Source organism: Streptomyces sp. SP18CS02, from assembly GCF_036322365.1.
Classification (GTDB): Bacteria; Actinomycetota; Actinomycetes; order Streptomycetales; family Streptomycetaceae; genus Streptomyces.
The window spans coordinates 206,442-229,123 of the sequence record NZ_JAQYXC010000294.1 but is presented as its reverse complement, the minus strand read 5'-3'; the positions used below and the strand labels follow the sequence as shown (position 1 = coordinate 229,123).

Here is a 22,682-nt window from a genome sequence, read left to right as displayed (position 1 = left end):
GGGCGACCGGCGGGGTCCGCCGGAGGCGATGGGGCTGTCGTTCGCGGTGCTCGGCGCGATGCCGGGGCCGGCGGGTCCGGGGCCGGTACGGGTGGCCGGCCGGTCAGGGGGCCGGTACGGGGCGGCCTGCGGTCTCCTCCAGGAACGGCTCGATCGCCGCGCGCCAGCCCTCCGGCTGGTCGTAGTGGACCAGATGGCCCGCGTCGGGCACCTCCGCGTACTGCCCGTGCGGCAGGACCCGGACCATCTCCTGGGCCTCGGCCCGGCCGAGTTCGCCGTCGAGGCCGCGGACGACGAGGGTCGGGCAGGTGACGTGCGCGAGCTCCTCCCAGTGGGCGTCGTGGACCCAGGTCTCCCGGGCCTTGAGCATGTGGCGGCGGGAGAAGACCGGTCGCCAGCCGTCCGCGCGCTCGGCCATCACCTCGGCGTAGAACTCCCCGCGCGCCGGGTTGGGCCGCTCCACCCGGGGGTCGTCCTCGCCGAACCACTTGCGGACGTCCGCGAGCGTCCCGAAGGGCACGGGCCAGGAGTGGAACCAGTCCTCCCACTCCCGCTGGGACGCGGCGCCGAGTGCGGAGGCCCGCATGTCACAGATGACCAGGGCGCGGACCAGGTCGGGCCGCTCGGCGGCGAGCTGCCAGGCGGTGAGGGCGCCCATGGAGTGGCCGATGAGGGTCACGGGAGCCAGCCCGAGCTGTTCCACGGCGGCGGCCGCGTCGGCGACGTACGCCTCACGGGTGAAGGGGCCGTCGACGGGCTTCTCGCTGCGTCCGTGGCCGCGCTGGTCCAGGGCGACGGCCCGGTACCGCCCGGAGAGCCAGCGGGCGGTCGACGCCCAGTGGGCGCCGCGGCCCATCAGGCCGTGCAGCAGTAAGACCCCGGGCGCCGGGTCGCCGTCGCCGGTCGCCTTGGGCGGGTCGGCGAACTCCCAGGCCGCGAGGCGTACGCCGTCGGCACCGGTGAGGTCGGTACGTCGCACCATGTCCAGGCACCCCCTTCTGTTCAGGCTGTCCAGGTCGGACTGTCCGGCTGTCGGGCTGTCGGGCTGTCGCGCCGGATCGCGACGGGATCGCGGGTGACCGGATGGCGGCGTACCGCACCGGGCTCGCGTCGAGGTCGTGTCGAACCGACTCCGCCAGACTATCGAACTCGTATTCGAAAACGGGCCGTACGGCTGCAACACCGCTCGTTCGAGTGACCCGGCTCAAGGGTTGGCGGCCGTCGCCGAGGGGAGATCTTCATCGGGAGGCGGACCGCTCGGGGAAATCGGTCCGAGGGGATCGACCCTGGGAGCTCGGGGCTCCGGGTCGACACAGGGGAGGCAAGGCCCCGGCGCTCTTGAGCGCCGGGGCCCTTCGCATGCCGGTCCACTTGGCGGTACGTGCGACGGGGCGCACGCCGGGGCACGTCCCGGACCGTCCGCAGCCCGCGTGGCGCATCGGGCGCATCACCTGCTCCCTCCCCGGACCCGGAGCCCCGGTCCGCGACCTCAGGTCATATGCCTGAGCCAAGACTGGCACGGGAGGCGCCCGAGCGCTGCCATTCCGGCCGGAAAGCGCGTTCCAAGGGCAAAGGGACGGTCATGGGGCGTACAGAACCCCACGCACCACGCCCACGACGACGCATACCGGAATTCCCGGAGAGCCAAAGACCCCGAAAAAACCGAAGGCGCCGCCTTCGGGTGCCGACGGCGGACCGTCGGGCACCGGAAGACGGCGCCGGGCTGTTCTCCCGGCGGACCGGGCCGGGACCGCGTCCGGGACACCGGACGCCCGCACGCCCAGAAGGACGCCCGCACGCCCAGAAGGCTCCCGGGCCTCCCGGGCCGCGTGGCGGACCGTCAGCGCTTGGCGACGAAGACGTGGGAGGCCACGTCCGCACCCAGCTCCGCGGCCTCGCCGCTGCTGCCGACCAGCACGCCGCCGGCCGACTCCGTCACGCTGACCACGGAGCCGGGCTGCACGCCCGCGCGGCGCAGGGTGTACATCAGCTGGGCGTCCGTCTGGATCGGCTCGCCGATCCTGCGCACCACGACGGTCTTGCCCTCGCTGCCCGCGTCGAGCTCGGCCAGCGACACCATGCCGTCGTCCAGGAACGCCTCGGCCTCGGCCTTCTCCCCGAGCTCCTCCAGCCCCGGGATCGGGTTCCCGTACGGCGACTCGGTGGGGTGGCGCAGGAGCTCCAGGACACGGCGCTCCACCGCCTCGCTCATGACGTGCTCCCAGCGGCACGCCTCGGCGTGGACCTGCTCCCACTCCAGGCCGATCACGTCGACGAGCAGACATTCGGCGAGCCGGTGCTTGCGCATGACGCGGGTCGCCAGACGGCGCCCTTCGTCCGTCAGCTCAAGATGGCGGTCGCCCGCGACGGTCACCAGGCCGTCACGCTCCATCCGTGCCACCGTCTGGCTGACGGTCGGGCCGCTCTGGTCGAGCCGCTCGGCGATTCGGGCACGCATGGGCACCACGCCTTCCTCTTCCAGTTCGAGGATGGTGCGGAGATACATCTCCGTAGTGTCGATCAGTCCGGACATACGTGCCCCTCGATGCTGTGACATTCCAAAGAATGGTGCGGCTGGCCCTGTCTCAATTCTTGCGCATCCCGGGGACAACCGTGTCGCGCCGGAATCGACCCGGTATTGACAGAGCAATGGTCCAGACCGCAACGTGATCCGCGACACGATGAGAAGGGGCTTCGGCGATGAGCGAGAGCAAGCTGGCCGGTCAGTTCTTCGACGCCGCGATCGGCCTGCTCCAGCGGGTGCGGGACGAGGAGGCCGAGCACGTCGCCGCCGCCGGGGCCGCCATCGCCGAGACCGTGGCGGCGGGCGGCCGCCTCTTCGCCTTCGGCGCCGGCCACTCCTCGCTCGCCGCCCAGGACGTCGTCTACCGGGCGGGCGGGCTCGCCCTGATGAACCTGCTCGCCGTGCCCGGCGCCGTCGGCGTGGACGTGATGCCCGCGACGCTCGGCTCGGCGCTGGAGCGGGTGGACGGCCTGGCGGGCGCCGTCCTGGACTCGTCCCCGGCCCGGCCCGGTGACGTACTGATCGTCGTCTCGCTCTCCGGGCGCAACGCCCTGCCCGTCGAAATGGCGATGAACGCCCGGGCGCTCGGCCTCAAGGTGATCGGGGTGACCTCGGTGGCGTACGCCGAGGAGACCCGCTCCCGCCACACCTCGGGCACCTTCCTCAAGGACCACTGCGACATCGTGCTGGATTCCAAGATCGCGGTGGGCGACGCGGAGCTGACCCACGAGGGGGTCGAGGCGCCGTTCGCGCCCGCCTCCACGGTCGTCACGAGCGCCCTGATGCAGGCCACCATGGCCGCCGCGGCCGAAGAGCTGGTCCACCGCGGCATCGAGCCGCCCCTGCTGCGCTCGGGCAACGTCGACGGCGGCCACGAGTGGAACGGCCGGGTCATGGCGGAGTACGCCGACCGCATCTTCTTCCGCCACTGAGTCCTCCCGGCCCGCCCCGACGGCGGCGGAGCCGGGGCGCCCCGGTCCCGGAGCGAGGCCGCCTCAGTCCTGGAGCGATCGCGCCAGGTCGACCGACGCCGCCACCCGGGCCGCCACGCTCTCCGCGTACACCACGTCCTGACGCCCGAAGGCCGGTCTGCCGCCCATGCGCAGGAACGTCACCACGCCCAGCGTCCGGCCCCGGCTGCGCAGCACCGCGCACAGCACGTGCGCCGCGTCCGCGGGCCAGTGGCGCTCCGCCGCCCACTCGCGCGCCCGCCCGGACTCGCCGCTCGCCCGGACCGACCCGGCCCGTTCCACCGCCTGCGCCGCCGGGTGTCCCGCCGCGTACCGCAGGGGGATCTCCCCGCGGGCGATCCGCGCCACGGGCCCGGGGGCACCGGAAGGGGTCTGCGCCGCCCGCACGAGGCGGTCGCCGCGCGCCAGGTCGAGCAGCGCGTGGTCGGCGAAGCCCGCCAGCGCGAAGTCCAGCTGGACGGTGGCCGCCTCCATCGGGTCCTCGCACTCGGCCGCCGCGTTCCCGGCCCGGTGCAGCTGACTGGAGCGGAAGCGCAGCCGGTCCGCCTCCTGCTCCGCCAGCTTCGCCTCGGTCACGTCCTGGAACAGCCAGCCGACGCCGAGCGGCACCGGCTCCTCGGCGAGGGGCGAGGCCAGCCGCAGGAACCCACTGCGCCAGCACCGGCGCCGCTGCTCCCCCTCACGGCCGCGCAGGGCCACCCAGAGTTCCACGGGCGCGGTCGGCGCCCCCTCGGCCAGGACGTGCTGGAGGGCGCCCTCCAGCTCCTCCACGCCCTGGAGGACCACTTCGCCCAGCGGGCGTCCGAGCAAATGCGTCCGGCGTGCTCCGATGAGCTGGGCGGCGTGGGCGTTGGCCATGGCGGGCCGCAGGTCGGCGTCGACGAGGACGACGCCCCAGCAGGCGTCCTCGAAGAGCGCCTCGCTCAGCGCGATGGACCGTTCCAGGTCGATCTGCGCGTGCACCTCGCTGAAGGCGCAGTACACCCCGGCGGGCTGCCCGTCCGCCCGCCGCATCCCGGCCGACTGGGTGCGCACGAGGACCCGGCCGCCGTCCCTGCGCAGCAGCGGGAACTCGTGCACCTGGCGCCCCGGGGCGTCCATGGCGGCCATGACCCGGTCCCGCACCTCGTCGGCGTCGGCGCCGAGCGCGGCCCATCCGGCGAACCCCTCGCGCCCGACGGCCTCTTCGGCACCCCAGCCCAGGATCCGTTCGGCCTCGCGGTTCCAGTGGGTGACCACACCGGACGCGTCGAACGCGCAGAGCGCCGCGTCCATGCCGTCGAGCAGCGCGGCGAGCAGATCGGCTCCCGGCCCCTCCCGGTCCGGCGTCTGCGGCCCGGGTCCTCCCCGGTCCGGCTCGTCCGGACCGAGAGCATGTGCGGTCTCACTCCTGGACGCACTCATCCCGGCACCCCCTGCAGGACGTGTACTCACGTGCAGACGCACGCTCGGCCGCCATTCAACTGGAACGTGACTCAGGACACACCCCGTTCGGGCAAATCCATGGGTGTGCGCGGGTGTGCGGACGGTCCCCGTGGGAGGTACGGGAGCCGGGAGCGGCGGGCGGAACGGCGGTGGCGGGCCGGACGGAAAAACAGTTGAACGCGGGCCGGAGCGCTTCTTAAGGTGTTGGGCACACGAGAAGGGAGGTGGTTCGGCAGATGTATGCAAACCGGACGCGTGAGGTGACTGCGGGCTAGCGGCCCGTTGTCGCACTCTGTGCGGTGCCGGCTCTCCGCCGGCCAATCCCAGCAGTCACCGACCCGCGGGCTCGCCGGTACGTCCGGCCGGCCTCCTCCCCGGAGGAGACCCGAGCCCGCGGGTTACTGCGTTGTGCGGCGGGTTCCGCGGCCCCGGGCCGGCGCCCGTCGGAGTGACAGCGCGCGGCGGACCGGCGGACCCGCCACGCCACCGTCGGAGTGACGGCGCGCGGCGGACCTGTGGGCCCGCGGCCGTCAGGGCGACAGCCGCTCGACCCGCCACGCCGAGGACTCGCGCACGTACCGCAGACGGTCGTGCAGCCGGTTCTCGTGCCCCTGCCAGAACTCCACCGCCTCCGGCACGACCAGGAAGCCGCCCCACTCCGGCGGCACCGGCACCCGCGCGTCCCGCGGGTAGCGGGCGGCCAGCTCGTCGTACCTGGCCAGCAGCTCGGCCCGGGAGGCGATCACCGAGGACTGCGCGCTGGCCCAGGCGCCCAGCTGGGAGCCGTGCGGGCGGGTACGGAAGTAGGCTGCGGTCTCGTCGCGGCCGACGCGGGCTGCCGTGCCCGTGACGATGACCTGCCGGGCGATCGGGTGCCACGGGAAGAGCAGCGAGACATGGGGGTTGGTGTCCAGCTCACCGCCCTTGCGGGAGGCGTAGTTCGTGAAGAAGACGAAGCCCCGCTCGTCGTAGTGCTTGAGCAGCACGGTGCGCGTGGACGGGCGGCCGTCGGGCGTGGCCGTCGCGACCACCATGGCGTTCGGCTCGTGGACGGCGGCACTGTGGGCCGCGTCCTCGAACCAGCGTGCGAACTGACTCATCGGCTCGGCCGCGAGGTCCGCCTCCGACAGTTCGGAGGTGCGGTACTGCTCACGCATGACGGCAGGGTCGAGTGCGGGATCCAGAGCGTCGGTCACGGGACTCATCCTGCCGCAGAGCCGGAGCCTGCCCGGCACCGAATGCCGTTAATCCCCGCGCACCGGAACGGCGGAGTGTGCCGGATGTCACGCTTCCCCGCATCGGAGGAACCCGACAGACTCAGGCGCTGGGTCACTGTCGCCTCTCCACTGTCACGTCCCCCCGCGACGCCGCTGGATGACCAGCGGCTGTCCGGGGCATCACGGGGTAAACCCCACAGCCGTCGCAACCGTCATGAGGAGCCGCCTGATGTCCGACTTCGTACCCGGACTCGAAGGAGTCGTCGCGTTCGAAACGGAGATCGCCGAACCGGACAAGGAGGGCGGCGCGCTCCGGTACCGAGGCGTCGACATCGAGGATCTGGTCGGTCATGTCTCGTTCGGGAACGTCTGGGGCCTGCTGGTCGACGGGGCGTTCAATCCCGGCCTGCCGCCCGCCGAGCCCTTCCCGATCCCGGTGCACTCGGGTGACATCCGGGTCGACGTCCAGTCGGCCCTGGCGATGCTCGCGCCGGTGTGGGGGCTGAAGCCCCTCCTGGACATCGACGCGGAGCAGGCCCGTGACGACCTGGCCCGCGCCGCCGTCATGGCGCTGTCGTACGTCGCCCAGTCCGCGCGCGGGCAGGGCCTGCCGATGGTCCCGCAGAACGAGATCGACAAGGCCGAGTCGGTCGTCGAGCGGTTCATGATCCGCTGGCGCGGGGAGCCGGACCCCCGGCACGTGAAGGCCGTCGACGCCTACTGGACGTCCGCCGCCGAGCACGGCATGAACGCCTCGACGTTCACCGCCCGCGTCATCGCGTCGACCGGCGCGGACGTCGCCGCCGCCCTGTCCGGCGCCGTCGGTGCCATGTCCGGGCCGCTGCACGGCGGCGCGCCCTCCCGGGTGCTGGGCATGATCGAGGAGATCGAGCGCACGGGCGACGCCACGGCGTACGTGAAGCAGGCCCTCGACAAGGGCGAGCGTCTGATGGGCTTCGGCCACCGCGTGTACCGCGCGGAGGACCCGCGCGCCCGCGTGCTGCGGCGTACCGCCAGGGAGCTGGCCGCCCCCCGCTTCGAGGTGGCCGAGGCGCTGGAGAAGGCCGCCCTGGAGGAGCTGCACGCCCGTCGCCCGGACCGGGTCCTGGCGACGAACGTGGAGTTCTGGGCGGCGATCGTGCTGGACTTCGCCGAGGTGCCGGCGCACATGTTCACGTCGATGTTCACCTGCGCCCGTACGGCCGGGTGGAGCGCCCACATCCTGGAGCAGAAGCGCACCGGCCGCCTGGTGCGCCCGTCGGCGCGGTACGTGGGGCCGGGCTCCCGCGACCCGCGCGAGATCGCCGGCTTCGAGGACATCACCGGCTGAGGACACCACCGGCCGAGGACGACGCCGGCGGTACGGGCCGGTCGCGGGCCCCGGGCCCTTCGCCACGGGTGACGGCGCCGCACGCGGGGCGTGCGGCGCCGTCCCGCGCCCGCGGGTGTCAGCCCAGGCGGGCGTCGAGCAGCGCCGCCCACTGCGCCACGACCCGCTCGCGGCGGGCGGTGTCGTCCGTCAGCAGGGTGGCCAGGCCCAGGCCGCGGGCCATGTCGAGCAGGCCCTGGACCGTCTCCCGCACGCCCGGCTCGCTCTCGTCAGCGCCGAGCAGCTCGACCGCGATGCGGTGGGTCTCGCGCCCGACCCGGGCCTCCAGCTCGGTCACCCTCGGCCGCAGCTGCTCCTCGTTGGAGGCGGCGACCCACAGGTGCAGGGCCGCCCGGAAGAGCGGTCCGGTGTAGAGGCCGACCAGCGCCGTCACGACGGCCGCGCGGTCCTGTACCGGCAGCGCGCGCAGGGCCTGCGAGCGCTCCTCGGCGACGTACTCCACGGCCGCCGTGAACAGGTCCTCCCGGGTCGGGAAGTGGTGCTGGGCGGCGCCGCGCGAGACGCCCGCGTGCTCCGCGACGACCGTCACCGTGGAGCCGGCCCAGCCGCGTTCGGCCAGGCAGGCGACGGCCGACTCCAGGAGGCGCTGCCTGGTGGCCCGGCTCCTGTCCTGCTTCGGCTCCTTGGGGGCCGAGATCACACCACCCATGCAGGGTCCCGTCGTTCGAGGAAGGCCGTCATGCCCTCGCGCGCCTCCGCCGAGGCGAAGAGCGAGGCCGAGCGCTGCACGAGGTCCTCCGCGTCGCGCTCGAAGGTCTCCAGCACCCTAGCCGTGACCAGGCGCTTGGACTCGGCCAGCCCCTGCGGTGAGGCCCTGCGCAGCCCGTCCAGCACGGGCGCCAGCGCCGCGTCGACGTCCTCGCCGTCCCGGGCGACAACGCTCACCAGCCCGATGCGGGCGGCCTCGGCCGCGTCGAAGCGCTCCCCGGTGAGGTAGTAGCGGGCGGCGGCGCGCGGGTCGAGGCGGGGCAGCAGCGGCAGCGAGATGACCGCCGGCGCCACTCCGATCCTGACCTCCGTCAGCGCGAAGTCCGCCGCCGTCCCGGCCGCCACGATGTCGCACGCCCCGGCCAGCCCCAGCCCTCCGGCCCGTACCTGCCCCGTCACCCGGGCCACCACCGGCTTGGGCAGCTCCACTATCCGCCGCAGCAGCTCCACGAAGGTGTACGGGCTGGGGGGCGCCTTCAGGTCGGCGCCGGCGCTGAAGGTGGTCCCGGTGTGGGTGAGCACCACCGCCCGTACCGACGGGTCCTTCCCGCACGCGGTCAGCGCCTCGGCCAGTTCGCCCACCAACCGCGCCGACAGGGCGTTGCGGTTGTCCGGCGAGTCCAGGGTCAGAGTGGTGATGCCGCGCTCATGCGCGGCGGTGACGAGCGTCATGCGTCTTCCCGCTCCCTCAGTTCGCGCCGCAGGATCTTCCCGGACGCCGCCCTCGGCACGCTCCCGATGAACTCGACGCGCCGGATCTTCTTGTACGGAGCGACCTGCCCGGCCACGAAGGCGATGATGTCCTCGGCGGAGAGATCCGTCGTTCCGGGCTGCCGCACCACGTACGCCTTGGGGACCTCGTTGCCGTCCTCGTCGTACACGCCGATCACCGCCGCGTCGGCGATGCCCTGGTGGGTGAGGAGCAGCGCTTCCAGTTCGGCCGGGGCGACCTGGAAGCCCTTGTACTTGATCAGCTCCTTGACCCGGTCGACGACGAACAGCCAGCCGTTCTCGTCGACCCGGCCGATGTCGCCGGTGTGCAGCCACCCGTCCGGATCGATCATCGCGGCGGTGGCCTCGGGACGGCCCAGGTAGCCCTTCATCACCTGCGGGCCGCGGATCGCGATCTCGCCCGCCTCCCCCACCCCCAGGTCCTTGCCGGGCCGGTCGACGGAGATGATCCGCATCTCGGTGCCCGGCACCAGCTTGCCCACCGTGCCGGCGGGCGGGTCGGCGGCGTCCAGCGGAGTGACGTGCGAGCCCGGCGACAGTTCCGTCATCCCGTACGCCTGCCGCACCGGCGGCACGTTCAGCCGTGCCGAGCACGCCGCCGCCAGCCGCGCGTCGAGCGGGGCGGCGGAACTGACGACGTACCGCACCGACGACAGGTCGTAGCGGGCGACGGCCGGGTGCTTGGCGAGCGCCAGGACGATGGGCGGGGCGACGTACAGGGCGGTGACCCGGTGTTTCTCGATGGCGCCCAGGAACTGGTCCAGCTCGAACCGGGGCAGTACGACGACGGTGGCGCCCCGCCGCAGCGGGCCGTTCATCAGCGCCGTCTGCCCGTAGATGTGGAAGAACGGCAGGACGGCGAGGATCCGGTCGCCCGGACCGGTCGGGACCAGCGGCTCCAGTTGCGCGAGGTTGGTGGCGATGGAGCGGTGCGTCAGCATCACGCCCTTGGGGATCCCGGTGGTGCCGGAGGAGTACGGAAGGGCGGCGATGTCCTCGTCCGGGTCGATCCGGACGACCGGCTCGGGTGCGGTCGAGCCGATCATGTCGAGGACCGAGCGGTGCCCCTGCGCCTGGTCGCAGACGAAGATCTCCTCGATGCCGCCGACGAGTTCGGCGGCCCGTCGCGCCGCCTCCAGGAGCGGCGAGACGGTGACGATCCAGCGGGCGGTGGAGTCCCGCAGCTGCTTGGCGAACTCCTCCGGGGTCGCCAGGGGGTGGACGGTGGTGACCGCCGCCCCGGCGCGGGTGGCTCCGTAGAAGACGGCCGGGTAGGCGACGGTGTTGGGGCTGTGCAGGGCCACGACGTCGCCCTTGCGCACACCGGCCTCGGCGAGCGCCGCGGCTATCCGCCGGTGGTACGCGTCGAGCTGGGCGTACGTGAGGGTGAGGTCGCCCGCCCCGTCCACGAGGGCGACCTCGTCGCCGTACGCGGCGGCCGACCGGCCCAGTACCGCCTCGTGGATGGGCAGGGAGACGGCGGGGACGTTCGCGTACTCGCTCTGGAACACCATGACAGCCCCTATCGGCGCGATGACGTGTGCGGCGTGGTGGCGCTTCGTGTGGCCCAGAATCGCTCCTGTCAGTACGACTTGGGGAGACCCAGGGTCTGGTGGGAGACGAAGTTCAGGATCATTTCCCGGCTGACCGGGGCGATCCGGGCGACCCGGGAGGCGGTGATCAGCTCGGCGAGCCCGAACTCCCGGGTGAGGCCGTTGCCGCCGAGGGTGTGCACGGCCTGGTCGACGGCCCGCACACAGGCCTCCGCCGCGGCGTACTTGGCCATGTTGGCGGCCTCGCCGGCGCCCATGTCGTCACCGGCGTCGTAGAGGTGGGCGGCCTTCTGCATCATCAGCCGCGCCAGTTCCAGTTCGATGTGCGCCTGGGCGAGCGGGTGGGCGATGGCCTGGTGGGCGCCGATGGGGGCCTTCCACACCTGGCGCTCCCTGGCGTAACCGACGGCCCTCGCGACCGCGTGGCGTCCCATGCCGACCGCGAAGGCGGCTGTCATGATCCGTTCGGGGTTGAGCCCGGCGAAGAGCTGGAGGAGCCCCGCGTCCTCGTCGCCGACGAGGGCGTCGGCGGGCAGGCGCACCTCGTCGAGGGTGAGCTCGAACTGCTTCTCGTGGGCGTGGAGTTCCATGTCGATCTGCCGGCGCTGGAAGCCCTCGGTGTCACGCGGGACGACGAACAGGCACGGCTTGAGCTTCCCCGTACGGGAGTCCTCGGTGCGGCCGACGATGAGCGTCGCGTCGGCGATGTCGACACCGGAGATGAACACCTTGCGCCCGTTGAGCACCCAGCCGTCGCCGTCCCGGCGGGCGGTGGTGGTGATCCGGTGGGAGTTGGAGCCCGCGTCCGGCTCGGTGATGCCGAACGCCATGGTGCGGGTGCCGTCGGCCAGGCCCGGCAGCCAGCGCCGCTTCTGCTCCTCGGTGCCGAAGCGGGCGATGACGGTGCCGCAGATGGCGGGCGACACGACCATCATCAGCAGCGGGCACCCGGCCGCGCCCAGCTCCTCCAGCACCAGGGACAGTTCGGCCATGCCGCCGCCCCCGCCGCCGTACTCCTCGGGCAGGTTCACCCCGAGGTAGCCGAGCTTGCCGGCCTCCGCCCACAGCGCCTCCCGGTCGTGGACGCGGCCGTGGCGCTGCCCGAGCGCGGCGACGGCGGCCCGCAGGGCGCGGTTCTCTTCGCTCTCGACGACGCTGGTGGTGACGGCGGTCATGAGGTCTCCTCCTGTGCTTCGGCTTGTACGACGGCGAGCAGGGCGCCGACCTCGACCTGGTGGCCGGGGGCGGCGTGGAGCGCGGTGAGCGTGCCGGAGGCGGGAGCGGCGATGCGGTGCTCCATCTTCATGGCCTCCAGCCAGACGAGGGGCCGGCCGGCCTCGACACGGCCGCCGACCGGGATGCCGGCGACGCGGACGACGGTGCCGGGCATGGGGGCGAGCAGTGAGCCGGGCTCGGTCCGCTCGGCCGGGTCGGTGAAGCGGGGGTGGACGGCCAGCCGGTGGGCGGCGCCCGCCGTGTCGACGTAGGCGGTGCCGTCGAGCTCCGTGACGTCGAAGCGGTGGACGACCCCGTCGAGTTCGAGGGTCACCCGGTCCGGCGCGGCGCGCACGACCCGCGCCTCGGGGTGCGAGTCGACGACGAAGCCGCCCGCGCGGGTGGGGTGGTAGCGGATCTCGTGGTCGCCGTAGCGGGCGCCGTGGGGCTGCGACGGTACGTTGCGGAAGCCGCCGAAGCGGCCGCCCCTGCGGGCCGCGGCGGCCAGTGCGGCGGCGACGGCCGCGTACGCCTCCCCCGCGGGCGGCTCGGTGAGGGCGGCCAGGTTCCGTCCGTAGAACCCGGTGTCGGGCGTGGCGTGGGCGAAGTCGGGGTGGCGCAGCGACCTCACCAGCAGGTCCCGGTTGGTCACGGGCCCGTGCAGCCGGGCCCGGGACAGGGCGTGGGCCAGGGCCCGGACGGCCTCGGGCCGGGTGGGCGCCCAGGCGACGACCTTGGCGAGCATGGCGTCGTAGTGGACGCCGATCACGTCCCCGGCGGCGTACCCGGTGTCGACGCGCAGGTTCTCCCGCGCCTCCACCTCCAGGGCGTGCAGGGTGCCGGTCTGGGGGGTCCAGTCCCGGGCCGGGTCCTCGGCGTAGAGGCGGGCCTCCACGGCGTGGCCCCGGGGGCCGGGCGGGGCGGCGTCGAGCGGGGCGCCCTCGGCTACCCGGAGCTGGAGGGCCACCAGGTCCAGCCCGTACACGGCCTCGGTGACGGGGTGCTCGACCTGGAGCCGGGTGTTCATCTCCAGGAAGTACGCCCGGTCGCCGGCGACCAGGAACTCGACCGTGCCCGCGCCCGTGTAGCCGACGGCCCGGGCCGCCGCCACGGCGGCCTCGTGCAGGGTCGCGCGCAGCTCGTCACCGAGGCCGGGGGCGGGCGCCTCCTCGATGACCTTCTGGTGGCGGCGCTGGAGGGAGCAGTCCCGGGTGGACAGCGCCCACACCGTGCCGTGGGTGTCGGCGAGGACCTGCACCTCGACATGGCGGCCGCGCTCGACGTAGGGCTCGGCGAACACCTCGCCGTCACCGAACGCCGAGCGGGCCTCGGCCGACGCGGCGGCCAGCTCCCCCGGCAGCGCGGCGAGGTCCCGGACCACCCGCATGCCCCGCCCGCCGCCGCCGGCGGCCGCCTTGAGCAGCAGGGGCAGGTCGGCCTCGGTGGCCGTGGCGGGGTCGACGGCCGCGAGCAGCGGCACCCCGGCGGCCGCCATCAGCTCCTTGGCGCGGGTCTTGGACGCCATGGTCTCGATCGCCTTGGGGGACGGCCCGATCCAGGTGAGGCCCGCGTCGGTCACGGCCCGGGCGAAGCCGGCGTTCTCGGAGAGGAAGCCGTACCCGGGGTGGACGGCGTCCGCGCCCGCCGCCAGCGCGGCCCGCACGACGAGGTCGCCGCGCAGATAGGTGTCGGCGGGGGCGGCCCCAGGGAGGCGGACGGCCGCGTCGGCCTCCCGCACGTGCAGGGCCCCGGCGTCGGCGTCGGAGTACACGGCGACCGTACGGATGCCCAGCTCGCGGCAGGTGCGGAAGATCCGGCAGGCGATCTCGCCGCGGTTGGCGACGAGGACGGTGTCGATGGTCATCAGGGCCTCACATCCGGAAGACGCCGAAGCCGCCGCGCGCGCCTTCGACGGGGGCGGTGTGGATCGCCGACAGGCACATGCCCAGGACGGTCCGGGTGTCGCGGGGGTCGATGACCCCGTCGTCGTACAGCCGTCCGGACAGGAACATCGGCAGGGACTCGGACTCGATCTGCTGCTCCACCATGGCGCGCAGGGCGGCGTCGCCCTCGTCGTCGTAGGGCTGCCCCTTGGCGGCGGCGGAGGCGCGGGCGACGATCGACAGCACCCCGGCGAGCTGCTGGGGGCCCATGACGGCGGACTTGGCGCTGGGCCAGGCGAAGAGGAAGCGGGGGTCGTAGGCCCGCCCGCACATGCCGTAGTGGCCGGCGCCGTAGGACGCGCCCATGAGGACGGACAGGTGCGGGACCCTGCTGTTCGACACCGCGTTGATCATCATGGCGCCGTGCTTGATGATCCCGCCCTGTTCGTACTCCTTGCCGACCATGTAGCCGGTGGTGTTGTGCAGGAAGAGCAGCGGGATGTCGCGCTGGTTGGCGAGCTGGATGAACTGCGCCGCCTTCTGCGACTCGGCGGAGAACAGCACGCCCTGGGCGTTGGCGAGGATGCCGACCGGGTAGCCGTGCAGCGCGGCCCAGCCGGTCACCAGGCTCGTCCCGTACAGGGGCTTGAACTCGTCGAAGTCCGAACCGTCGACGATCCGGGCGATGACCTCGCGCGGGTCGAAGGGCGTCCTCAGGTCGCCCGGGACGATGCCGAGCAGCTCCTGCGGGTCGTACAGGGGCGGCTCGGCCGAGGACGGATCGGGGTGCGCCTTGCGGTGGTTGAGGCGGGCGACGATCCGCCGCGCCTGGCGCAGCGCGTCCGCCTCGTCGACGGCGTAGTGGTCGGCGAGCCCTGAGGTACGGGCGTGCATCTCGGCGCCGCCCAGCGACTCGTCGTCGCTCTCCTCCCCCGTGGCCATCTTCACCAGCGGAGGTCCGCCGAGGAAGACCTTCGACCGTTCCTTGATCATGATCGTGTGGTCGGACATGCCGGGCACGTACGCGCCTCCGGCCGTCGAGTTGCCGAAGACGACCGCGATGGTGGGGATGCCGGCCGCCGACAGCCGGGTGATGTCGCGGAACAGCGCGCCGCCCGGGATGAAGATCTCCTTCTGCGACGGCAGGTCGGCGCCCCCGGACTCCACCAGCGCGACGCAGGGCAGCCGGTTGGCGTACGCGATCTCGTTGGCGCGCAGCGCCTTCTTCAGCGTCCACGGGTTGGAGGCGCCGCCCCTGACGGTCGGGTCGTTGGCGGTGATCAGGCATTCCACGCCCTCGACGACCCCGATGCCGGTGACGATGGACGCGCCGATGGGGTAGTCGCTGCCCCAGGCGGCGAGCGGCGACAGCTCCAGGAACGGGCTGTCGGGGTCCAGGAGCAGCTCGATGCGCTCGCGGGCGAGGAGCTTGCCGCGCGACCGGTGCCGGGCCACGTACTTCTCGCCGCCGCCCGCCAGGGCCTTGGCGTGTTCGGTGTCGAGCTCGGCGAGCCGGGCGAGCATGGACGCGCGGTGGCCGTCGAAGTCGGGGCCCGTGGTGTCGAGGGCCGAGGCGAGCACGGTCACAGGAGGACCTCCGGGATGTCGGGGGCGGGGGCGGGCGGGACCGCCACGGCTCCTCGGGGACGCCGGGCCGGGGCGGCCGGCCAGGTCACGACGGGACCTCCGGGGCGGCGGGCCAGGAGCGTCACAGCAGCACCTCCGGGATGTCGAGGTGGCGGGAGCGGAGCCATTCGCCGAGCGCCTTGGCCTGGGGGTCGAAGCGCGCCTGCGCGGCGACGCCCTCGCCGAGGAGCCCGGCGACGGTGAAGTTGAGCGCGCGCAGGGCGGGCAGCTGGTGGCGGTGCACCTCCAGCCCGTCGGCCTCGGGAACCAGCCGGCGGAACCGGTCGACGGTCAGTGCGTGGACCAGCCAGCGCCAGCCGTCGTCCGTCCGGGCCCAGACGCCCACGTTGGCGTCGCCGCCCTTGTCGCCGCTGCGCGCCCCGGCCACCAGCCCGAGCGGCGCCCGGCGCACCGGGCCCGCCGGGAGGGGCGGTGGCGGCGCCGGCTCGGGGACGGCCTCCAGGGGCCGGGTCCGTACCGGGTCGCCGACCGGGACGCGCTGCCCGTCCGGCAGTACGGCGACGTGCGTGACCGCGTCCCGGTCGACGTACCGCGCCTCGAACACCCCGTACGGGGAGCCCTTCCCGGGCGGCGCGGTGACGTGGAAGCCCGGGTAGCTGCCGAGCGCCAGCTCGATGGCCGCGCCGCTCACCGTCCGCCCCACCAGGTCCGGGTCCGCGTCGCGCACCACCAGCCGCAGCAGCGCGCTCGCCGTCTCCTCGGTGTCCGCGTCGGGCCGGTCGGTGCGGGCCAGTTCCCACCGCACCTCGGCGGGGCGTGAGCCGTTCCGCCCGAACGCGTCCTCCACCTGCTCGCGCACCAGCGCCGCCTTCTCCTCGACGCCGAGCCCGGTCAGGACGAACACGACCTCGTTGCGCCAGCCGCCCAGCCGGTTCAGCCCGGCCTTGAGCGTCGGCGGCGGCGCCTCGCCGCGTACGCCGGTGATCCGCACCCGGTCCGGCCCCTCCTGGGCCAGGGCCACGGTGTCCAGCCGGGCCGTCACGTCCGGCCCCGCGTACCGCGCGCCCGCCGTCTCGTACAGCAGCTGGGCGGTGACCGTCCCGATGTCCACCACACCGCCCGTGCCGTCCTGCTTGGTGATCACACAGGAGCCGTCGTCGCGCAGTTCGGCGAGCGGGAAGCCGGGCCGCCGTACGTCGTGCTCCCCGAAGAAGGCGTAGTTGCCGCCGGTCGCCTGCGTCCCGCACTCCAGGACGTGCCCGGCCACCACCGCCCCCGCCAGCCGGTCGTACTCCTCGGGACCCCAGCCGAACCACCAGGCGGCGGGCCCGCTGACCAGCGCCGCGTCCGTGACCCGGCCGGTCACCACCACATCGGCGCCGCCGCGCAGACAGGCCGTGATGCCTCCTCCGCCGAGGTACGCGTTGGCCGTCAGCGCCCCGTCCCGCACCGGCAGCTGGTCGCCCTCGACATGGGCGACGCGCACCGGCACGCCCAGCCGGGCGGCGAGCTCCCGCAGCGCGTCGGCGAGGCCGGCGGGGTTGAGTCCGCCCGCGTTTGTCACGATCCGCACGCCGCGCTCGTGGGCCAGCCCGAGGCCCTCCTCCATCTGCCGCAGGAAGGTCTTGGCGTACCCGAGCCGGGGGTCCTTCAGCCGGTCGCGGCCGAGGATCAGCAGGGTGAGCTCGGCCAGGTAGTCGCCGGTCAGTACGTCGAGCCCGCCACCGGTCAGCATCTCGCGCACGGCGTCGAACCGGTCGCCGTAGAAGCCGGAGGCGTTCGCGATGCGCAGAGGCCGGCGCATCAGGCCCCCACGGGGGCGCGGCCGGGGCCGGCCGGTCCGGCGAACGCCTGGGCGATCCCCAGCCAGTGGTCGGCGTCGGCGCCCACCGCCCGCAGCGCCAGGTCGTCGCGGTGCGCCCGCTGCGTCACCAGCAGACAGAAGTCGAGGGCGGGGCCGGTGATCCGCTGGGCGGCGTCCTCGGGGCCGTAGGCCCACCGGGAGCCGTCGGGCGCGGTCAGCTCGACCCGGAAGGGTTCCGCCGGCGCCGGGAGCCCGCGCACCGCGTAGGCGTAGTCCCGGGCCCTCAGCCCGATCCAGGCGACGTGGCGCAGCCGGGCGGTCGGGGTGCGTACGGCTCCCAGCGCGTCGGCCACGTCCTGGCCGTGCGCCCAGGTCTCCATCAGCCGGGCGGTCGCCATGGACAGGGCGCTCATGGGCGGCCCGTACCAGGGGAAGCGGGCGCCGGCCGGAGCCGCGCGCAGGGCGCGGCCGAGGCGTTCGCGGCCGTCGCGCCAGCGGGCGAGCAGCTCACCGGGCGGCCCGGCCGCGCCGGCCTCGGCGCCCTCGTCGACGAAGGTGCCGGGGGCGGCGAGGGCCCTGGCCGTCTCCGCCGCGAAGGCGTCCGCGTCCGTGACGGCGAGCAGCGCGGCCCGGTCCGTCCACGCGAGGTGCGCGATCTGGTGGGCGACGGTCCAGCGGGGCGCGGGCGTCGGGGTGGCCCAGCCCTCCGGTTTCAGCCCGCCGACGAGACGGTCGAGCTCTGCGCTCTCGTCGCTCAGGTCGTCCAGCACGGCGGCGTGGGCGTCGGACACGGTGCGCTCCCTCCGGGACACGACTGCGGTCGTCCCGGAGCATGGCAGCGCCCAAAGAAACAATCAAGCATGCTTGCTTTACTTTTTCCCGGCGCCGCCGCCTCAGCCCCGCGGCACGCGTCCCGGTGCCTCGCACCGCCGCCCGCCCCGGCCCGGGCCACGCGTCCCGGTGCCTCGCGCCGCCGCCCGCCTCAGCCCTGCGGCGCGCTCTTGGCCATCTGGGAGCGCACGGCGCCCATGCTCGCCGCGATGACCAGCGCGATCGCGAGCGCGTCGACGAGCGAGAGGGCCTGGTGCAGCACGAGGAATCCGGCCCCGGCCGCTATCGCCGGCTCAAGACTCATCAGCACCGCGAAGGTGGGCGCGGGCAGCCGCCGCAGGGCGAGCAGTTCGAGCGTGTACGGCAGGACCGACGACATCAGCGCGACCGCCAGGCCCAGCCCGACGGTCGACGGCACCAGCAGCTTCGACCCGGCCTCCACGACGCCCAGGGGCAGGCTCACCACCGCGCCGACCACCATGGCCAGGGCGAGCCCGTCGGCCTGCGGGAAGCGCCGTCCGGTGCGGGCGCTGAAGACGATGTACGTCGCCCACATCACACCCGCCGACAGGGCGAACACCGCCCCCAGCGGATCCAGCCGGTCGAACCCCCCGCCGCTGAGCATCACCACGCCGCACAGGGCGAGCCCGGCCCAGACGACGTTCACCAGCCGGCGCGAGGCGATCACCGAGAGGGCGAGCGGGCCGAGCACCTCCAGCGTGACGGCGGCGCCCAGCGGGATACGGGACGCGGCCTGGTAGAAGAGGATGTTCATCCCGGCCATGGCGATGCCGAAGGCGACGACCGTCCCCCAGTCGGCCCGCGAGTGCCCGCGCAGCTTCGGCCGGCACACCACCAGCAGCACGGCGGCGGCGAGCAGCAGGCGCAGGGTGACCACGCCGAGCGCCCCGGCCCGGGGCATCAGCAGTACGGCGACCGCCGAACCGAACTGCACCGACAGCCCGCCGGCCACCACCAGGGCGACGGGCCCGAGCGTCCCTCGGCGCCGTACCGGGCCGGCCGGATGCGCGGCGGCGGCCTCCGGCAGCGCGACGGCCGAGGTGTCTGCGGTACGGGCGTCGTTCACCGGGGAGCCCCTCTCAAGGCAGTTCATCCTGTTGGACTACCAGTGAAACATACTGCACCCCTCGGTCCCCTCCGGAGGGGACGGTCACCGGACAGGGGCGCCTCTCCACCGTAAGCGGCGCCCGCGCGGACGCGCCGCGCGGGAAACCCCGCGCCGGACGCCCTGCGCGGAGGGCAGACGCGGCCCGCCGGCCTCACTTCCTGAGCCCCTCCGCCAGCACCTCCGCCAGGTGCCGGGCGCGGCGCCCGGCCAGCTGGTGCAGCTGCGTACGGCAGGAGAAGCCGTCGGCCAGCAGTTCGGCCTCCTCCCCCGCCGCACGGACGGCGGGCAGCAGCCGGTCCTCCGCGCACGCCACCGACACCTCGTAGTGACCGCGCTCGAAGCCGAAGTTCCCGGCCAGTCCGCAGCAGCCGCCGCTCAGCTCGCCGGTCAGCCCCGCGCGCCCGCGCAGCCGGCGCTCGGCCGCGTCACCGAGCACCGCGTGCTGGTGGCAGTGGGTCTGCCCGGCGACCGGACGGTCCAGACGGGGCGGCTGCCACCCGGGGGCGAACTCCTCCAGCGCCTGCGCGAAGGTCCGTACGGAATCCGCCAGCACCCGGGCGCGCGGATCCCCGGACAGCAGCTCGGGCAGGTCGGTCCTCAGGGCGGCGGCGCAGCTCGGCTCCAGGACCACCAGCGGCCGCCCCAGGGCGGGACCCAGCACGTCCAGGGTGCGGCGCATCACGGCACGGGCGTGGTCGAGCTGGCCGGTGGACACATAGGTCAGACCGCAGCACAGCCGCCCGGACGGCGTGCGCGCCCGCGTCCCGCCCCCGGGCGGCAGGTCCACCCGCAGACCGGCGGCCTCCAGGACCTCCACGGCCGCCCGCCCGACGGAAGGGGTGAGGTGGTCGGTGAAGGTGTCCGGCCACAGGAACACGTCCGGACCACCGGCCCCGGGCACCTGACCAGCGGCTCCCGCCCCTTCTGCCCCGTCCCCGGCCCCGGTCGCCGAGGCCCCGGGCGCCTGGCCACCGGCCCCGGTCGCCGAGGCCCCTGACGCCTGACCACCGGCCCCGGGCACCGAGGCCCCTGACGCCTGACCACCGGCCCCGGTCACCGAGGCCCCTGACGCCTGACCACCGGCCCCGGTCACCGAGGCCCCTGACGCCTGACCACCGGCCCCGGTCGCCGAGGCCCCGGGCGCCTGACCACCGGCCCCGGTCATCCGGGACCCTGATGCCTGGTTTCCGGCTCCCGCCGCTCCTGCCCCGTCCCCGGGCCCCCCGGCCCGTCGGCTGCGGAACCAGCGGGTGAACGTCTCCGGTGCCAGTTCCGGGATCTCGCGCTCCGGCGCGATCCCGCCCGCGCGCTTGGCCAGGGCCGCCAGCGGCCGCAGCCGGGCCGCCGCGTTCAGCGGCCGGGCGAAGGGCGCGGCCAGCCGCAGCCAGCGGGGCAGCCGGCCCATCGCGTAGTGGGCGGCGGGGCGCATCCGGCCCTCGTAGTGGTGGTGCAGGAACTCCGCCTTGTACGTGGCCATGTCGACGCCGACCGGGCAGTCGCTGCGGCAGCCCTTGCAGGACAGGCACAGGTCGAGGGCGTCGCGCACCTCGGTCGACCGCCAGCCGTCGGTGACCACTTCGCCGGCCAGCATCTCGTGCAGCAGCCGGGCGCGGCCGCGCGTGGAGTGCTCCTCCTCGCCGGTGGCCCGGAAGGACGGGCACATCACCCCCGCGCCCGTACCGGGCCCGGCCACCCGGCACTTGGCCACACCCACGCAGCGCCGTACGGCGGCGGTGAAGTCGCCGCCGTCGTGCGGGTAGCCGAAGGCGACGTCGACGCGCTCGCGCGGCAGGACCTCGAAGCGCAGGTTCTCGTCGAGACGGTCCGGGCGGGCCAGCATGCCCGGGTTCAGACCGCCCTCCGGATCCCACAGGTCCTTGAACCGCCCGAAGAGCCCGACGAGTTCGCTCCCGTACATCTTCGGCAGCAGTTCCGCCCGGGCCTGCCCGTCGCCGTGTTCGCCGGACAGGGAGCCGCCGTGCGCGACGACGAGGTCGGCCGCCTCCTCGGAGAACCGGCGGAAGCGGCGCACCCCTTCGGGCTCGATCAGGTCGAAGTCGACGCGGACGTGGATGCAGCCGTCCCCGAAGTGCCCGTACGGCGTGCCGCGCAGACCGTGTCCGGCGAGCAGGGCGCGGAAGTCGCGCAGATAGGCGCCGAGCCGTGCGGGCGGCACCGCGCAGTCCTCCCAGCCGGGCCACGCCTCGGCCCCGTCGACGGTGCGGGTGGCGGTCCCGGCGGCGTCCTCGCGCACCCGCCACAGGGCCCGGCGGGCGGCCGGGTCGGTGATCACCGCGCCGTCCAGGGCGTCGGCGGCGCGCAGCAGCCCGGCGGCACGGGCGGCCGCCTCGGCCGGGGTGGCGCCGCCGGTCTCGGCGAAGAGCCAGGCGCCGCCCCGGGGCAGCGCGGCACGGGCGGCCGGGTCGCGGACGAGGTCCTCGGCCATGCCCTCGACGGTGAGCGGGCGGTACGGCAGCAGGCCGGCCGCCGCGTCGGCCGCCGCGCTCTCGTCGGCGTACCCGAGGACGGCCAGCGCGCGGGCGGGCGGCGACTCCACCAGGCGTACGGTCGCCTCGGTCAGGACGCCGAGGGTGCCCTCGCTGCCGCAGAAGGCGCGGGCCAGGTCGGTGCCGCGCTCGGGGAGGAGGGCGTCGAGGGCGTAACCGGAGATGCGGCGGGGCAGGCCCTCGGGGAAGCCGGTCCGGATGACCGCCAGGTTCCGCCCGACCAGCTCCCTCAGGCCCTCCGGCGCCCCCTGCCCGTCCTGCCCCAGCCGCAGCGGTTCGCCGCCGTAGGTGAGGACCGACAGCTCCCGGACGTTGTCGGCGGTCGTCCCCCACGCCACCGAGTGCGACCCGCAGGAGTTGTTGCCGATCATCCCGCCGAGCGTGCAGCGGCTGTGCGTCGAGGGGTCGGGGCCGAAGGTCAGCCCGTGCGCCCCGGCGGCGGCCCGCAGCTCGTCCAGCACCACCCCGGGCTGGACCACGGCCGTGCGGGCCGCCGGGTCGACGGCCACGACGGCGCGCATGTGGCGGGTGAAGTCCAGTACGACTCCGGTGCCGGTGGCCTGCCCGGCGATCGACGTCCCCGCCCCGCGCGCCACGACCGGCACCCCGTGCGCGCGGCACGCCTCCAGCGCCGCGGCCACGTCGGCCGCGTCCTTCGGGGCGACGACACCGAGCGGCACCCTGCGGTAGTTGGAGGCGTCCATGGTGTGCAGCGCCCGCGCCGCCACCCCGAAGTCGACCTCACCCCGCACGCCGTCCCTCAGCGCCCGCTCGATGCCTGTCGTCGTCTGCCGTCGCGTCCGCTCACCCATGCAGCCATGGTGGGCCTTGCGCCGCGCGATCGGGGGCGACCGGGTGGTTCCCGAGCCATGGAATCCACTCCCCCGCGCCGAGTCCGGGGCCACGGAATCCACTCCGCCGTGCCGAGTTCCGAGTCACGGAATCCGCTCCTCCGCGCCAGGCCCCGAGCCACGGAATCCACATCCCCGTACCGGCTCCGAGCCCACGGAATCCACTCCTCCGCACCGCGCGGCGGCCGGGCCGGCGCCCCGTCGGCGCGAGCGGGAGCCCGGCACCGATTCCGGGGCACGGAGCCGCAGGCAGCGCCCGCGCACGGTGCGGGAGGGAGTCCGGCGGACCGGCAGAAGGCCCTGGGCGTGCATTCTCTGCAAGAAAACCCACAAGAACTTCCCAAAGTGAACGTCA

The 22,682-nt window shown here is 74.4% G+C and carries 16 protein-coding genes; 2 read left to right on the top strand and 14 right to left on the bottom strand.

From position 1 onward, the window contains the following. Positions 1 to 103: 103 nt before the first annotated feature. Together PUR26_RS25385 and PUR26_RS25380 are read right to left on the bottom strand one after the other, a co-directional pair. Positions 104 to 982, bottom strand: a complete 879-nt coding sequence (locus PUR26_RS25385; RefSeq protein WP_329875388.1) for an alpha/beta fold hydrolase — start codon at positions 980 to 982, stop codon at positions 104 to 106. Between the two features lie 858 nt (positions 983 to 1,840). Beyond that, a complete protein-coding gene (locus tag PUR26_RS25380; protein ID WP_329875386.1) occupies positions 1,841 to 2,533 on the bottom strand; it encodes a metal-dependent transcriptional regulator in 693 nt (230 codons plus the stop codon). A 167-nt stretch (positions 2,534 to 2,700) separates the two neighbouring features. Here PUR26_RS25380 and PUR26_RS25375 point away from each other — a divergent pair, with 167 nt between their 5' ends. Then, positions 2,701 to 3,456, top strand: a complete 756-nt coding sequence (locus PUR26_RS25375; protein ID WP_329875384.1) for an SIS domain-containing protein — start codon at positions 2,701 to 2,703, stop codon at positions 3,454 to 3,456. A gap of 63 nt (positions 3,457 to 3,519) precedes the next feature. Here PUR26_RS25375 and PUR26_RS25370 read toward each other — a convergent pair whose 3' ends face one another. After that, positions 3,520 to 4,899: a PAS domain-containing protein gene (locus PUR26_RS25370; RefSeq protein ID WP_329875382.1), complete on the bottom strand. Its 1,380-nt coding sequence runs from the start codon at positions 4,897 to 4,899 to the stop codon at positions 3,520 to 3,522. Between the two features lie 551 nt (positions 4,900 to 5,450). Further along, on the bottom strand, positions 5,451 to 6,077 hold the full coding sequence (gene pdxH, locus PUR26_RS25365; RefSeq protein WP_443077176.1) for a pyridoxamine 5'-phosphate oxidase: 627 nt from the start codon (positions 6,075 to 6,077) through the stop codon (positions 5,451 to 5,453). Between the two features lie 289 nt (positions 6,078 to 6,366). On the opposite strand from pdxH, the gene PUR26_RS25360 reads away from it, so the two are divergent. Beyond that, positions 6,367 to 7,467: a citrate synthase 2 gene (locus PUR26_RS25360; protein ID WP_329875378.1), complete on the top strand. Its 1,101-nt coding sequence runs from the start codon at positions 6,367 to 6,369 to the stop codon at positions 7,465 to 7,467. Between the two features lie 118 nt (positions 7,468 to 7,585). On the opposite strand, the gene PUR26_RS25355 is transcribed toward PUR26_RS25360, so the two are convergent. The 10 genes from PUR26_RS25355 to PUR26_RS25310 form a co-directional block, all read right to left on the bottom strand. Continuing rightward, positions 7,586 to 8,176: a TetR/AcrR family transcriptional regulator gene (locus PUR26_RS25355; RefSeq protein WP_329875376.1), complete on the bottom strand. Its 591-nt coding sequence runs from the start codon at positions 8,174 to 8,176 to the stop codon at positions 7,586 to 7,588. Continuing rightward, on the bottom strand, positions 8,164 to 8,907 hold the full coding sequence (locus PUR26_RS25350) for an enoyl-CoA hydratase family protein (RefSeq protein ID WP_329875373.1): 744 nt from the start codon (positions 8,905 to 8,907) through the stop codon (positions 8,164 to 8,166). The genes PUR26_RS25355 and PUR26_RS25350 overlap by 13 nt, the downstream gene beginning before the upstream one ends. Then, a complete protein-coding gene (locus PUR26_RS25345; RefSeq protein ID WP_329875371.1) occupies positions 8,904 to 10,481 on the bottom strand; it encodes a 4-coumarate--CoA ligase family protein in 1,578 nt (525 codons plus the stop codon). The genes PUR26_RS25350 and PUR26_RS25345 overlap by 4 nt, the downstream gene beginning before the upstream one ends. A gap of 68 nt (positions 10,482 to 10,549) precedes the next feature. Continuing rightward, on the bottom strand, positions 10,550 to 11,695 hold the full coding sequence (locus PUR26_RS25340; RefSeq protein ID WP_329875369.1) for an acyl-CoA dehydrogenase family protein: 1,146 nt from the start codon (positions 11,693 to 11,695) through the stop codon (positions 10,550 to 10,552). Beyond that, entirely contained in the window at positions 11,692 to 13,599 is a 1,908-nt protein-coding gene (locus PUR26_RS25335; RefSeq protein ID WP_329875367.1) for an acetyl/propionyl/methylcrotonyl-CoA carboxylase subunit alpha, read from the bottom strand. The genes PUR26_RS25340 and PUR26_RS25335 overlap by 4 nt, the downstream gene beginning before the upstream one ends. 7 nt (positions 13,600 to 13,606) lie before the next feature. Then, a complete protein-coding gene (locus PUR26_RS25330) occupies positions 13,607 to 15,205 on the bottom strand; it encodes an acyl-CoA carboxylase subunit beta (RefSeq protein ID WP_329875365.1) in 1,599 nt (532 codons plus the stop codon). Between the two features lie 121 nt (positions 15,206 to 15,326). Beyond that, positions 15,327 to 17,009, bottom strand: a complete 1,683-nt coding sequence (locus PUR26_RS25325) for an acyclic terpene utilization AtuA family protein (protein ID WP_329875363.1) — start codon at positions 17,007 to 17,009, stop codon at positions 15,327 to 15,329. Next, complete coding sequence (locus tag PUR26_RS25320; RefSeq protein WP_329875361.1) at positions 17,009 to 17,800, bottom strand: TIGR03084 family metal-binding protein; 792 nt, start codon at positions 17,798 to 17,800, stop codon at positions 17,009 to 17,011. The genes PUR26_RS25325 and PUR26_RS25320 overlap by 1 nt, the downstream gene beginning before the upstream one ends. Before the next feature lie 191 nt (positions 17,801 to 17,991). Then, the gene (locus PUR26_RS25315) at positions 17,992 to 18,927 is read right to left on the bottom strand and encodes an EamA family transporter (RefSeq protein ID WP_329875358.1); all 936 of its coding nucleotides are present in this window, start codon (positions 18,925 to 18,927) and stop codon (positions 17,992 to 17,994) included. Between the two features lie 193 nt (positions 18,928 to 19,120). Then, positions 19,121 to 22,288, bottom strand: a complete 3,168-nt coding sequence (locus PUR26_RS25310; RefSeq protein WP_329875355.1) for an FAD-binding and (Fe-S)-binding domain-containing protein — start codon at positions 22,286 to 22,288, stop codon at positions 19,121 to 19,123. Positions 22,289 to 22,682 lie beyond the last annotated feature (394 nt).

What these genes read in the sequence shown, in the direction of transcription:
- PUR26_RS25385 (WP_329875388.1), bottom strand. Translation starts at nt 982, where the DNA reads ATGGTGCGACGTACCGACCTCACCGGTGCCGACGGCGTACGCCTCGCG.
- PUR26_RS25380 (WP_329875386.1), bottom strand. Translation starts at nt 2,533, where the DNA reads ATGTCCGGACTGATCGACACTACGGAGATGTATCTCCGCACCATCCTC.
- PUR26_RS25375 (WP_329875384.1), top strand. Translation starts at nt 2,701, where the DNA reads ATGAGCGAGAGCAAGCTGGCCGGTCAGTTCTTCGACGCCGCGATCGGC.
- PUR26_RS25370 (WP_329875382.1), bottom strand. Translation starts at nt 4,899, where the DNA reads ATGAGTGCGTCCAGGAGTGAGACCGCACATGCTCTCGGTCCGGACGAG.
- pdxH (WP_443077176.1), bottom strand. Translation starts at nt 6,077, where the DNA reads ATGCGTGAGCAGTACCGCACCTCCGAACTGTCGGAGGCGGACCTCGCG.
- PUR26_RS25360 (WP_329875378.1), top strand. Translation starts at nt 6,367, where the DNA reads ATGTCCGACTTCGTACCCGGACTCGAAGGAGTCGTCGCGTTCGAAACG.
- PUR26_RS25355 (WP_329875376.1), bottom strand. Translation starts at nt 8,176, where the DNA reads ATGGGTGGTGTGATCTCGGCCCCCAAGGAGCCGAAGCAGGACAGGAGC.
- PUR26_RS25350 (WP_329875373.1), bottom strand. Translation starts at nt 8,907, where the DNA reads ATGACGCTCGTCACCGCCGCGCATGAGCGCGGCATCACCACTCTGACC.
- PUR26_RS25345 (WP_329875371.1), bottom strand. Translation starts at nt 10,481, where the DNA reads ATGGTGTTCCAGAGCGAGTACGCGAACGTCCCCGCCGTCTCCCTGCCC.
- PUR26_RS25340 (WP_329875369.1), bottom strand. Translation starts at nt 11,695, where the DNA reads ATGACCGCCGTCACCACCAGCGTCGTCGAGAGCGAAGAGAACCGCGCC.
- PUR26_RS25335 (WP_329875367.1), bottom strand. Translation starts at nt 13,599, where the DNA reads ATGACCATCGACACCGTCCTCGTCGCCAACCGCGGCGAGATCGCCTGC.
- PUR26_RS25325 (WP_329875363.1), bottom strand. Translation starts at nt 17,009, where the DNA reads ATGCGCCGGCCTCTGCGCATCGCGAACGCCTCCGGCTTCTACGGCGAC.
- PUR26_RS25310 (WP_329875355.1), bottom strand. Translation starts at nt 22,288, where the DNA reads ATGGGTGAGCGGACGCGACGGCAGACGACGACAGGCATCGAGCGGGCG.